The sequence below is a fragment of the Microbacterium sp. Leaf436 genome (genome assembly GCF_001424715.1).
Lineage (GTDB): Bacteria > Actinomycetota > Actinomycetes > Actinomycetales > Microbacteriaceae > Microbacterium.
The window spans coordinates 554,756-567,232 of the sequence record NZ_LMRB01000001.1 but is presented as its reverse complement, the minus strand read 5'-3'; the positions used below and the strand labels follow the sequence as shown (position 1 = coordinate 567,232).

9 protein-coding genes are annotated in these 12,477 nt (G+C 69.1%); 1 reads left to right on the top strand and 8 read right to left on the bottom strand.

Going from position 1 to position 12,477, the window contains the following annotated elements; translation table 11 throughout:
* Positions 1–4 precede the first annotated feature (4 nt).
* From ASG45_RS02730 to ASG45_RS02720, 3 genes are all read right to left on the bottom strand, one after another.
* On the bottom strand, positions 5–1,261 hold the full coding sequence (locus ASG45_RS02730; RefSeq protein ID WP_055832712.1) for a glycosyltransferase: 1,257 nt from the start codon (positions 1,259–1,261) through the stop codon (positions 5–7).
* A 197-nt stretch (positions 1,262–1,458) separates the two neighbouring features.
* Positions 1,459–3,636, bottom strand: coding sequence for an ABC transporter ATP-binding protein (locus ASG45_RS02725; RefSeq protein ID WP_235561550.1), 2,178 nt, complete (start codon positions 3,634–3,636; stop codon positions 1,459–1,461).
* The gene (locus ASG45_RS02720; protein ID WP_055832711.1) at positions 3,633–5,360 is read right to left on the bottom strand and encodes an ABC transporter ATP-binding protein; all 1,728 of its coding nucleotides are present in this window, start codon (positions 5,358–5,360) and stop codon (positions 3,633–3,635) included. The genes ASG45_RS02725 and ASG45_RS02720 overlap by 4 nt, the downstream gene beginning before the upstream one ends.
* A gap of 127 nt (positions 5,361–5,487) precedes the next feature.
* On the opposite strand from ASG45_RS02720, the gene ASG45_RS02715 reads away from it, so the two are divergent.
* Positions 5,488–6,081, top strand: a complete 594-nt coding sequence (locus ASG45_RS02715; RefSeq protein WP_055832710.1) for a hypothetical protein — start codon at positions 5,488–5,490, stop codon at positions 6,079–6,081.
* An 87-nt stretch (positions 6,082–6,168) separates the two neighbouring features.
* Here ASG45_RS02715 and ASG45_RS02710 read toward each other — a convergent pair whose 3' ends face one another.
* The 5 genes from ASG45_RS02710 to ASG45_RS02690 form a co-directional block, all read right to left on the bottom strand.
* On the bottom strand, positions 6,169–6,606 hold the full coding sequence (locus ASG45_RS02710; protein ID WP_055832709.1) for a heat shock protein transcriptional repressor HspR: 438 nt from the start codon (positions 6,604–6,606) through the stop codon (positions 6,169–6,171).
* A gap of 96 nt (positions 6,607–6,702) precedes the next feature.
* On the bottom strand, positions 6,703–7,698 hold the full coding sequence (locus ASG45_RS02705) for a DnaJ C-terminal domain-containing protein (protein ID WP_055832708.1): 996 nt from the start codon (positions 7,696–7,698) through the stop codon (positions 6,703–6,705).
* An 11-nt stretch (positions 7,699–7,709) separates the two neighbouring features.
* Positions 7,710–8,324 (bottom strand): nucleotide exchange factor GrpE, encoded by a 615-nt coding sequence (locus ASG45_RS02700; protein ID WP_055832707.1) that lies wholly within the window; start codon positions 8,322–8,324, stop codon positions 7,710–7,712.
* 9 nt (positions 8,325–8,333) lie between these two features.
* The gene (gene dnaK / locus ASG45_RS02695; protein ID WP_055832706.1) at positions 8,334–10,208 is read right to left on the bottom strand and encodes a molecular chaperone DnaK; all 1,875 of its coding nucleotides are present in this window, start codon (positions 10,206–10,208) and stop codon (positions 8,334–8,336) included.
* Between the two features lie 447 nt (positions 10,209–10,655).
* Positions 10,656–12,431 (bottom strand): DEAD/DEAH box helicase, encoded by a 1,776-nt coding sequence (locus tag ASG45_RS02690; protein ID WP_055832705.1) that lies wholly within the window; start codon positions 12,429–12,431, stop codon positions 10,656–10,658.
* Positions 12,432–12,477: the final 46 nt, after the last annotated feature.

The following is a 12,477-nucleotide window of genomic DNA, read 5'->3' as shown; positions in this document are numbered from 1 at the left end:
GAGGTCACTCCGGGAGCGGGCGTCCGCGGTACAGCGCCTCGAAGGTGTCGAGGGTGCGGCCGATGTCGTGCACGATCACGCCGTCGAGCGACGCCTGCTGCATCCGCCGACGCTCGTCGGGGGCGGCGGTGAGCACGTCGGTCAACCGGGCCGCGAGCTCGTCGGCGTTTCCGGGCTCGAACAGGTACCCGTTCTCGCCGTCGTGCACGAGGTGCGGGAGTGCGACCGCATTGGCGGCGACGATCGGCAGGCCGGAGGCCATCGCCTCCATCGTCGCGATCGACTGGAGCTCGGCGATCGAGGCGATCGCGAAGACCGACGCGCGCGAGTAGAGCGCGCGCAGCTCTTCTTCGGACGTGTGGCCGTGGAAGGTCACGCGGTGCGCGAGACCGAGCTGCTCGGCGAGCTGCTCGAGGTTGCGGCGCTGGTCGCCGCCACCGACGATGTCGAAGGTCACGTCGAGGGCGGGGTCGATCTTGGTCATCGCGCGCAGGATGACGTCGATGCCCTTCTCGGTGGTGAGGCGTCCGACGAAGAGGATGCGGTTCGCGTCGCGCGGCTCGAGGTCGGGCGTGTAGTTCGAGCGGTCGATACCGCAGGAGATCGGGATGACACCCTCGATGCCGATCGTCGCCTGCAGGAAGTCGGCGGCCCGACGCGTGGGCGTCGTGACGGCGCGCGTCATGACGAAGGTGCGCTTGGCATCGGCCCAGGCCAGCTTGAGCATGATGCGGTCGAGGAAGTCGGGCAGGGTCGTGAAGTCGAGGATGTTCTCGGGCATCACGTGGTTGGTGGCGATCACCGGGATGCCGCGCTTGCGCGCCTCGCGGGCGAGTCCTCGGCCGATGATGATGTGCGACTGGATGTGCACGACGTCGGGCCGGATCTGGTCGAGCATGAGTCGCGCGTAGTGCTTCGCGCGCCAGGGCCATACGAACGTGAGCCAGTCGTGCGGAAGGAAGCGGTACGACGGAAGACGGTGCAGCGTCATCGGCTGCCCCTCGATCACCTCGGTCGCCGTGCCCGCGTGGCCACGGCCGATGCTGGGCGCGGCGACGTGCACGTCGTGACCGCGGGCGACGAGACCGGCGGCGAGGCGCTCGGCGAAGCGGGCGGCCCCGTTGACGTGGGGCAGGAACGTGTCGGCGCCGATGAGGACCGTGAGCGGACGTTCGGCCGGGGCGGGAGTCTCGCGCGAGACGGCGGGATCGTGCGCGTCGTCGGATACGGGATGGTCGGCGGGCGTCGCAGAAGTGGTCACGGGTGGTGAGGCCTATCTATGCGGCGGACGGGTCGCACGGTGCGGTTCATGCGCTCGCACCACTGTACCCGAGCGGTTTTCGCGAACCCGGAGCCGTCTCGCGGTGTGGAGGACGGGGGCGTGGGCGCCCGAAGCGCGCCGGACGCGGCACCGCCCGCCCGGCGCGGCACCGGGCGGGCGGATCGGCGCGGGCGGAGTCAGTCCCGACCGTCGAGCCGCGGGTCGGGCGACGGAGCACCGTGCGCGGGGCGCGGCGGCCCGTCGGTCCCGGCGGGGGCGGGAACCTCGGATGCCGCGGCCGCCATCGCCGACACCACCACGGCGTCGTCGGTGGCCGGCGCCTGCCGGGGATCAGCCGCGCGGGGGGCCTCGGCCGCCGCGAGATCGACGTCGGCGGTGGCCTGCTCGAACTGCGAACGGTAGAGCCGGTAGTACGCCCCCTCGGTGCCGATCAGCTCGTCGTGCGTCCCCTGCTCGACGATGTCGCCGTGCTCCATGACCAGGATGAGATCGGCATCGCGGATCGTCGACAGGCGGTGCGCGATCACGAACGACGTGCGTCCTTCGCGCAGCGCGGCCATCGCCTGCTGCAGCAGCAGCTCGGTGCGCGTGTCGACCGACGAGGTCGCCTCGTCGAGGATGAGCACCGACGGACGCGCGACGAACGCCCGCGCGATGGTGATGAGCTGTTTCTCACCCGCCGAGACGTTCGCGGCGTCCTCATCGAGGACGGTGTCGTACCCCTCGGGGAGCGAGTGCACGAACTGGTCGACGCGGGTGGCGACGGCGGCTTGCTGGATCTCGTCGTCGGTGGCGGTCTCGCGGCCGTAGCGGATGTTGTCGCGGATCGTCCCGGCGAACAGCCACGGGTCTTGCAACACCATGCCGGTGCGCGAGCGGACGTCGTCGCGGCGCAGTTCGGCGATGTCCTGACCGTCGAGCAGGATGCGCCCGCCGTCGAGCTCGTAGAACCGCATGATCAGGTTGACCAAGGTGGTCTTGCCGGCCCCCGTCGGTCCGACGATGGCGACCGTCTGACCCGGCTCGACCCGGAACGACAGGTCGCGGATGAGCGGGCGATCGGGCGAGTACGCGAAGCGGACGTTCTCGAACTCGATGACCCCGCGTCCGTCGCCCGGGCGCGGGGCGTCGGGGGCGTCGGGGCCTTGCTCGTCGGCATCGAGCAGGGCGAAGACGCGCTCGGCCGAGGCCGTACCCGACTGCACGACCGCGGCCATGCCACCCAGCTGCGACAGGGGCTGCGTGAACTGCTGCGAGTACTGGATGAACGCCTGCACGTCGCCCAGGCGGATCTGCCCGCCGGCCACCATGAGCCCACCGAGCACCGCGATGCCGACGTAGGTGAGGTTTCCGACGAACATCATGCCCGGCATGATCATGCCGGAGAGGAACTGGGCCCGGAAACTGGCCTGGTAGAGCTCTTCGTTCTCGACCTCGAACTTCTCGCGGGCGTCTTTCTCGCGGCCGTAGACCTTGACCAGCGCGTGACCCGAGAACGACTCCTCGACGCGGGCGTTGAGACGGCCCACCTTCTTCCACTGCTCGCCGAAGGCCTTCTGCGACTTCGGGCCGATCACCCCGAAGATGACCGCCATGAGCGGGAGCGAGATGAGCGCGACGAGGGCCAGCTGCCAGGAGATGGTGAACATCATGATGAGCACGCCCACGACCGTGAGCACGGAGGTGAGAGCGCTCGAGAGCGACTGCTGCATCGTCTGCGTGATGTTGTCGATGTCGTTCGTGACCCGGGAGATGAGCTCACCGCGCTGCACCTTGTCGAAGTACGACAGGGGGAGCCGGTTGACCTTGGCCTCGACGTCTTCACGCAGGCGCCACATGGTGCGCACCATGATGATGTTGATGACGTAGCCCTGGATCCACGACAGCAGCGACGAGCCGACGTAGATGGCCAGCACGGTCACGACCACGATGCGCAGCGCATCGAAGTCGACGCCCGCGCCGACCTGGAAGTTGTCCATCGCGCCGACGATGTTGGCGATGTCGCCCTGCCCGGCGGAGCGCAGGGCGTCGACGACGGTGTCTTTCGGGGTGCCGGCCGGGAACTGCTCGGCGAGCCCGCGCGAGACCACGCCCTCGAAGATGATGTTCGTGGCGTTGCCGAGGACGCGCGGGGCCAGCACCGCCAGCACGACGCCGAGGGCCCCGAGCACCGAGACGAGCCCGAAGGCCCCGGCGTGGGGACGCAGGAGTCCGATCAGCCGGCGGAAGCTCGAGCCGAAGTCCGAGGCCTTGCCCGGCGCGACGCTGTCCCAGTCGCCCGAGTTCAGACGGGCCTGTTCGGCGAGCTCGAGTTCGGCGCGCTCTTCTTCGGTGCGGGTGTCGGGAGTGCTCATGCTTCGACCCCCAGCTGCGACTCGACGATCTCGCGATAGGTGGTGCTGGACTGCAGCAGCTCCTCGTGCGTGCCGAGTCCGGCCATGCGTCCGTCTTCGAGCACGACGATCCGGTCGGCACCGGTGATGGTCGAGACGCGCTGCGCCACGACGATCTTCGTCACCTCGGGGAGCTCTTGCCACAACGCCTGCCGCAATCGGGCGTCGGTGCTGAGGTCGAGGGCCGAGAACGAGTCGTCGAAGACGAGCACCGCCGGCCGGTGCACGATCGCTCGGGCGATGGCGAGGCGCTGGCGCTGCCCGCCCGAGACGTTGGTGCCGCCCTGGGCGATCTTGCCGTCGAGGCCGCCCTCCATCGCCTCGACGAAGTCGCGACCCTGGGCGATCTCGAGCGCGTGCCACAGTTCGTCGTCGGTGGCGTCTTCTCGACCGAAACGCAGGTTGGATGCCACCGTGCCGCTGAACAGGAACGGACGCTGCGGCACCAGGCCGATGCTCTTCCAGAGCAGGTCGAGGTCGGCCTCGCGCACGTCGACGCCGCCGACGCGGACCGCTCCCGCCGTCACGTCGAACAGGCGCGGGAGCAAGGAGACGAGGGTCGTCTTTCCCGCCCCCGTCGATCCGACGATCGCCACGGTCTCTCCGGGGTGGGCCGCGAACGTGACGCCCGACACCACGGGCGACTCGGCTCCCGGGTACGCGAAGGCGACGTCGTCGAACTCGACGGTTCCGACCGAGGGGAAGACGCTCACCGGGTTCGCCGGACGCTCGAGCGTCGAGTGACTGTCGAGCACCTCTCCGATGCGCTCGGCCGACACGGCCGCGCGCGGGATCATCACCGTCATGAAGCTCGCCATGAGCACACCCATGAGGATCTGCGCCACGTACTGCATGAACGCGAAGAGGGTACCGATCTGCACGCCGCCGGCGTCGACCTGGATGCCGCCGAACCAGATGACACCGACGACGGTGACGTTGAGCACCAGCATCGCCAGCGGGAACAGCAGCACGAAGAGCGAGCCCACCTTGCGACCGACGTCCATGATGTCGGTGTTCGCCTCGCGGAAGCGCTCTTCTTCGATGCGCTCGCGCACGAAGGCGCGCACCACGCGCACCCCGGTCAGTTGCTCGCGCATCACCCGGTTCACGGCATCGAGCTTGGACTGGTAGCTGCGGAACAGCGGCACCATGCGGGCGATGATGAGGGCGACCGCGACCAGCAGGATCGGAACGGCGACGCCGAGCAGCCAGCTGAGACCGACGTCTTGCTGCAGCGCCATGAAGATGCCGCCGAGGGCGAGCAGCGGGGCGCTGACGAGCATGGTGGCGCCCATCATCGCGAGCATCTGCACCTGCTGCACGTCGTTCGTGTTGCGCGTGATGAGGGAACCGGCGCCGAACTGCGACAGTTCACGCTCGGAGAAGCCGCTGACCTTCTCGAACAGATCGAGCCGGATGTCGCGGCCCGCGGCCATGGCGGCGCGCGCGGCGAAGTAGGTCGCGACGACCGAGGCGACGATCTGCCCGAGCGAGATGCCGAGCATGATCATGCCCTGCGACCAGATGAACCCCGTGTCGCCCTGGGCGACGCCGCGATCGATGATGTCGGCGTTCAGGCGCGGCAGGTAGAGGGATGCCATCGCCGCGACGAACTGGAACACCAGCAGCGCCACGAGGAGCCAGCGGTACCGGGACAGGTAGCGGACGAGGATCTTGCCGAGCATGGGACCTCCGGAGCAGGTCTGACGCGGCCGCCGTGACCGCGAAGACCAGCCTGGCACCAACCTCCGACACCGGGGAACCATTTCTGCAACTCAGCGCCCGTTCGGTCGCGGCTCGTAGGGTGGAGCCATGTCTCGACTGCAGGCCGACGCCGCCGCCGACCTCTGGGTGCCCGTGACCGGTTCACTCGGCCTCCGCGGCCGACGACACCGCAAGGCCGCCATCGGCATGCTGCTCGGCCAGGCCGCCCGCACGACGGGCACCGCCCCCCGCCCCGGCGGCGGCGCCTTCGCGTGGATGCTGAGTCAAGCCGCTCCGCTGCTCATGCGTCGCGCCGGTGGCCGCGTTCTGGTGTGGGTGTGGAAGAGCGCGCCCGAGCTGCTCGTCGTGATGGCACAGCTGCAAGAGGCCACCGCGCAGCTGCGCACCGCGCGCGCGATGATGCCGATGGAGTACGACGACACGGAGTCGTTCCGCAATCCGCACCTCGGCGTCGGCGAGAAGCTCGCGATGCCGCTGCCGATCGATCCGAAGACTCCCCCGTTCGCGACCTACACGTGGGACACGGGCTCGCACTTCGTCACGGTGACGGCGGTGTGCGCCGACCGCGAGCGGTTCGGCACCGTCATCGGCGCGGTCGACGACATCGCACGCACGCTCCGCGTCGTCGACGACCTCTCGGTCGGAGAGACGCCGACGGTGCTGCGGATCGATCCGGCCTGAGCCGCTGCCCCGCTCCGGCCGAGCCGTCGGGGCACCGTATGCACAGACCCTTCGACGCGCTCAGAACCTCGGTGCCGCGACGGGATGTCAGTCGTCGTGGATGTCGCGCGGGCGCCAGAGCACGATGTCGGTCGCGCGACGCACGCGCGAGCCGTGGCGGAGCGTCACGACCGAGCCGGTCGCGCCGGCGGCGAAGACGCGCGCACCGGGGCGGGACTGCCGCTCGATCGTGAGCTGCCGCTCGAGGTCGTTCACGCGGCGGGCGAGATCGTGCACGCGCTCCTCGAGGGCGAGGAGGCGCGCGATCGCGGGAAGGCTCATGCCTTCCCCCGACAGGCGGGCGACCTCGCGCAACTGCTGCACGTGGCGGCTCGAGTAGCGACGCGACCCGCCCTGGGTGCGCGCGGGCACGACGAGACCGAGCCGGTCGTACTGCCGCAGCGTCTGCGGGTGCATGTTCGACAGCTCGGCGGCGGCGGCGATGGCGAAGATCGGGGCGTCTTCGTCGATCTCTCTCTCGGACACGTCTTCACCTCTTTCGTCGTGCCGGGTGCGAGTGCCGGGTTCTCGGCATCCTGACGTATCGGATGCCGAGAACCGCGACGACGCGCGTGGGATGCGTCAGCGCGCCTTGGCCATCAGGTCGGCGCGCGGGTTCTCTTTCGGTTCGAGCTCGTGGAAACGCTCGAGGGCCTCGCGGGCCGCGTCGTCGAGGTGCGTGGGCACCGCGACCTGGACCTCGGCGAGCAGGTCGCCGACGCCCTTGGTCGACTCGATCCCGCGTCCCTTGACGCGCAGCACCCGTCCCGACGGGGTGCCGGGGGCGACGCGCAGTCGCACCGGCTCCCCCCCGAGTGTCGGGACCTCGATCGTGGCGCCCAGAGCCGCCTCGGTGAAGGTGACCGGCACCGTGACCCGCAGGTGGAGGCCGTCGCGCGTGAACACCGGGTGCGGACGCACCGCGACGGTCACGACGATGTCGCCGCTCTCGCCGCCGTCGGGCGACTTGCGTCCGCGGCCGCGCAGGCGGATCTTCTGCCCGTCCGACACCCCGGCCGGGATCTTCACCTTGAACGGGACGTTGTCTTCGCCCTGCAGGGTGATCGTCTCGCCCTTGGCCGCCGTGACGAAGTCGATCGTCGTGCGCGCCGTGACGTCGGATCCGCGCTGCGGTCCGCCGTAACCGCGGTATCCGCCCGAGGTCTGACCGAACCGGCCGGAACCGAAACCGGCGCCGCCCTGCTGGTCGAACATCGAGAAGAAGTCGTCGAAGCCCCCCGGAGGAGCCCCGGCGCCGCCACTGCGCGGTTGACCGAACCGGCTGAAGACGTCGTCGAAACCGCCGCCGCCGCCGGTACCCGGTGCCGAGAAGCGCGCCCCCGAGCCCATGGCCCGGATCTGGTCGTACTCCTCGCGCTGCTCCGGATCGTTGAGCACCGAGTAGGCCTCGCTGATCTCCTTGAACTTGGCCTCGGCCTTCGCGTCACCCGGGTTCGAGTCGGGGTGGTACTGGCGCGCGAGCTTGCGGTAGGTCTTCTTCAGATCGGCCGCGCTGACGCTCTTGTCGACGCCGAGGACCTTGTAGAAGTCCTTGTCGAACCAGTCCTGACTCGCCATGTGTCCTCCTCTTAGGCCGGCACGGCGACGACGACCTTGGCCGGTCGCAGCTCGATCGAGCCGAGGCGGTAACCGACCTCGACGACCTCGAGGATCGTCGTCTCGGTCACGCCGGGGGTGGGTGCCTGGAAGATGGCCTCGTGCTGCTGCGGGTCGAAGACGTCGCCGACGGCGCCGTACGACACGACACCGAGGCGCTCGGCCACGGCCCGCACCTTGTCGCCGATGGCGGCGAAGGGCGTGCCCTCGACGAGGTCGCCGTGCTTGACCGCGCGGTCGAGGTCGTCCATGACGGGCAGCAGGCCCTTCACGGCTTCGCCCTTGGCCCGCTCGATCTCGCGCTCGCGCTGGTCTTCGGTGCGCCGGCGGTAGTTGGCGTACTCGGCCTGCAGTCGCTTGAGGTCGATCAGCAGCGAGGCCTCCTTGTCGGAGGAAGCCCCCTCTGCCGCGGCCTCGGGCGTCTGCTCGGCGCCGAGGATGTCGTCGATGGTCAGACCGTCGGCATCCGCGTCGGTCGTCTCGGACTGCTCGCCCGACGGCGCGGGGCCGGAGGTGTTCTCCTCCGGCCCCGTCTCGTCAGGACCGGCGCCCGAGCCCGTGGGCTGTTCGTCGTCCTTGTGTGCCATGGTCTCTGCTTACTTCTTCGTCTCGTCGGTCGGCTCGTCGTCGACGACCTCGGCGTCGATGACGTCTTCCTCGGGGTTCGGCGTCTCACCGTTGCCGGGCTGGCCGACGTTGGGGTCGGCGGGCTCGCCCGCGGCCTGCGACGAGGCGTAGATGGCCTCGCCGAGCTTGCCCTGGCTGGCGTTCAGCTTGTCGAACGCGGTCTTGACCGCGTCGTCGTCATCGCCGGCGAGTGCCGTCTTGAGCGCGTCGACATCGCCCTGGACCTCGGTCTTGACCTCGGCGGGGAGCTTGTCTTCGTTCTCTTTGATCAGCTTCTCGATCGAGTACGACAGGGTCTCGGCCTGGTTGCGGGTCTCGGCGGACTCGCGGCGCTTCTTGTCGTCGGCCGCGTTCTCTTCGGCCTCGCGCACCATGCGCTCGATGTCTTCCTTGGGCAGCGACGAGCCACCCGTGATCGTCATCGACTGCTCCTTGCCGGTGCCCTTGTCCTTCGCCGAGACGTGGACGATGCCGTTCGCGTCGATGTCGAAGGTGACCTCCACCTGCGGGATGCCACGGGGGGCCGGGGCGATGCCGGTGAGCTCGAAGGTGCCGAGCGGCTTGTTGTCGCGGGTGAACTCGCGCTCGCCCTGGAAGACCTGGATCGCGACCGACGGCTGGTTGTCGTCGGCGGTGGTGAAGGTCTCGCTGCGCTTGGTCGGGATGGCCGTGTTGCGCTCGATGAGCTTGGTCATGATGCCGCCCTTGGTCTCGATACCGAGGCTCAGGGGGGTGACGTCGATGAGCAGCACGTCCTTGCGCTCACCCTTGAGGACACCGGCCTGCAGGGCTGCGCCCACGGCCACGACCTCGTCGGGGTTGACGCCCTTGTTGGCGTCCTTGCCGGTCTCCTTCTTCACGAGCTCGGCGACCGCGGGCATGCGGGTCGAGCCGCCCACGAGCACCACGTGCGCGATGTCCTCCACCTTGACGCCGGCCTCGCGGATGACGTCGGAGAAGGGCTTGCGTGTGCGGTCGAGGAGGTCCTTGGTGAGGTCCTCGAACTTGGCGCGCGTGAGGGTCTCGCTGAGCGAGACGGGGCCCGAGTCGGTGAGCGACAGGTAGGGCAGGTTGATGGAGGTCGAGGTCGAGCTCGACAGCTCCTTCTTGGCCTGCTCGGCCGCTTCCTTCAGACGCTGCAGGGCGATCTTGTCGCCTGAGACGTCGACACCGGTCGTGTCCTTGAACTGCTTGATGAGGTAGTCGACGACCCGCTGGTCCCAGTCGTCGCCACCGAGGCGGTTGTCGCCCGAGGTGGAGCGCACCTGGATGGTGGAGAAGTCGTCGTCCTTGCCCACTTCGAGCAGCGAGACGTCGAACGTTCCGCCACCGAGGTCGAACACGAGGATGAGCTCGTCTTCTTTGCCCTTGTCGAGGCCGTACGCGAGAGCCGCGGCGGTGGGCTCGTTGATGATGCGCAGCACGTTGAGGCCCGAGATCTCGCCGGCCTCCTTGGTGGCCTGACGCTCGGCGTCGTTGAAGTACGCGGGGACCGTGATGACCGCGTCGGTCACGGTGTCGCCCAGGTACTCCTCGGCGTCGCGCTTGAGCTTCTGCAGGATGCGGGCCGAGATCTCCTGCGGCGTCCACTTCTTGCCGTCGACGTCGAACGACCAGGTCGTGCCCATGTGGCGCTTGACGCTGGAGATGGTGCGGTCGACGTTCGTGACGGCCTGGCGCTTGGCGGTCTCACCGACGAGCACCTCGCCGTCCTTCGTGAAAGCGACGACCGAGGGGGTCGTACGGAAACCCTCGGCGTTGGCGATGACCTTGGGCTCGCCACCCTCGAGCACGCTCACGACGGAGTTGGTCGTACCGAGGTCGATTCCCACTGCACGGGGCATATGTGTCTCCTTGCTTGTGAGCCGGACGGATGCCACGACTCGGGGTGTGATGAAAGTCTCTGCGGGGGTTGAGCCCCGATGACTCAAGGTTATCGGGGCCGCGCATCGAGGTCAAGCCGAGTTGATATGAATTGGCTCAACTTCTGGATGCCGTGTGTCGCACGCCGCCGGCCATGTCCCGAAATGTGCAGCAGCGAGGGGTCTAGGCAGCACGAAGTGGGACATGCCCCGCCCCACAGCGTGCCCAGCGTCTCGCGCAGCGCAAACCGTGTCCCGAAATGTGCAGCCCCGAAGGGCCCAGGCAGCACGAAGTGGGACATGCCCCGCCCCGCAGCACGCACGCGGCGTGAGGACGACACCGGGCGGCGGCCGCGCCTGCGACGCGCTGCACGCACGACGCCCCCGCGACCCGAAGGTCAGCGGGGGCGTCGGACGGATGCCGCGGGGTCAGTCGCGATCGCGGTCGCTCTCACGGCGCTGCGGGCGGTCGCTGCGCTTGGCGGAGCGTCCGCCGCCGTCGAGGCGCAGGTCGATCAGCTGGCCCGAGATGCGGGTGTCGGCGAGGCGGCCGATCGTGTCGCTCGACAGGTCGGCGGGCAGCTCGACGAGCGAGAAGTCCTGACGGATCTGGATCGCACCGAAGTCGTTGCGACGCAGCCCACCCTCGTTCGCGAGAGCGCCGACGATCTGACGCGGCTCGACGCGCTGGCGACGACCGACCGCGATGCGGTAAGTCGAGAAGCGCCCCGAGGTGTCGCGGCGCGGACCGCTGTCGCGCGATCCACCGTCACGCGAACCCCCGTCGCGGGAACCGCCGTCGCGCGCGGGACGCTCGCTGTCGAAGCGCTGCTGACGGAAGGCCTCGGCCTCGAGCAGCAGCGGGGTGTCGCCCTGGGCGACCACGGCGAGCGCTGCGGCCACGTCGGCCTCGGGCACGTCGTGGTGCTCGACGTAGTGGGCCACCACGTCGCGGAACGTCGCGATGGCCGCGGTGTCCTCGAGGGCGGTGGTGATCGCGTCGTCGAACCGGGTGAGGCGCGTGGCGTTGACGTCGTCGACGCTCGGCAGCGACATCTCGGTCAGCGGCTGGCGCGTGGCCTTCTCGATCGCGGTGAGCATGCGGCGCTCGCGCGGGGTGACGAAGCTGATCGCGTCGCCCGTGCGGCCGGCGCGACCGGTGCGGCCGATGCGGTGCACGTACGACTCGGTGTCGATCGGCAGGTCGTAGTTGACGACGTGGCTGATGCGATCCACGTCGAGACCGCGCGCGGCGACGTCGGTGGCGACGAGGATGTCGAGCTTGCCGGACTTCAGCTGGTTGACCGTGCGCTCGCGCTGCACCTGGGCGACGTCACCGTTGATGGCGGCGGCGGTGTATCCGCGGGCACGCAGCTTCTCGGCGACCGTCTCGGTCTCGTTCTTCGTGCGGGTGAAGACGATCATGCCCTCGAAGTTCTCGACCTCGAGGATGCGCGTGAGGGCGTCGATCTTCTGCTGGTACGACACGATCAGGTACCGCTGGCTGATGTTCGTCGAGGTCGCGGTCTTGGTCTTGACCGTGATCTCTTCGGGGTTGTTCAGGTACTGGGCCGAGATGCGGCGGATCTGCGCCGGCATGGTGGCCGAGAACAGCGCGACCTGCTTCGTCTTGGGGGTGTCGGCGAGGATCGTCTCGACGTCTTCGGCGAAGCCCATCTTGAGCATCTCGTCAGCCTCGTCGAGCACGAGGTACTTCAGCTCGCTCAGGTCGAGGGTGCCCTTGTCGAGGTGGTCCATGATGCGACCCGGGGTGCCCACGACGATGTCGACGCCGCGGCGCAGCGCCGACAGCTGCTGGCCGTAGCCCTGACCGCCGTAGACGGGGAGCACCGAGACGCCCTTGATGTGGGCGGCGTACTTCTCGAACGCCTCGCACACCTGGAGCGCGAGCTCACGGGTGGGGGCGAGCACGAGGGCCTGCGGGTTCTTGTGGCCGGTCTCCATCTGCGACAGCACCGGCAGCGCGAACGCCGCGGTCTTGCCGGTACCGGTCTGCGCGAGACCGACGACGTCGCGACCCTGCAGGAGCACGGGAATGGTCGCGGCCTGGATGGCCGACGGGGTCTCATACCCGACGTCCTTGAGGGCTTTGAGCACGTTGGCATCCAGACCCAGGTCGGAGAAGGTGAGCGGGGCGGGGGTGGTCTCCGCCTCAGCGGAGTCGACGGGGTTTTCGGATGCCATGACTCCACGGTAGTCGGCTCCGCGCCGCCGTGCGGGCTCGGCGGTA

What these genes read in the sequence shown, in the direction of transcription:
- ASG45_RS02720 (WP_055832711.1), bottom strand. Translation starts at nt 5,360, where the DNA reads ATGCTCGGCAAGATCCTCGTCCGCTACCTGTCCCGGTACCGCTGGCTC.
- ASG45_RS02705 (WP_055832708.1), bottom strand. Translation starts at nt 7,698, where the DNA reads ATGGCGAGTCAGGACTGGTTCGACAAGGACTTCTACAAGGTCCTCGGC.
- ASG45_RS02715 (WP_055832710.1), top strand. Translation starts at nt 5,488, where the DNA reads ATGTCTCGACTGCAGGCCGACGCCGCCGCCGACCTCTGGGTGCCCGTG.
- ASG45_RS02700 (WP_055832707.1), bottom strand. Translation starts at nt 8,324, where the DNA reads ATGGCACACAAGGACGACGAACAGCCCACGGGCTCGGGCGCCGGTCCT.
- dnaK (WP_055832706.1), bottom strand. Translation starts at nt 10,208, where the DNA reads ATGCCCCGTGCAGTGGGAATCGACCTCGGTACGACCAACTCCGTCGTG.
- ASG45_RS02725 (WP_235561550.1), bottom strand. Translation starts at nt 3,636, where the DNA reads ATGAGCACTCCCGACACCCGCACCGAAGAAGAGCGCGCCGAACTCGAG.
- ASG45_RS02690 (WP_055832705.1), bottom strand. Translation starts at nt 12,431, where the DNA reads ATGGCATCCGAAAACCCCGTCGACTCCGCTGAGGCGGAGACCACCCCC.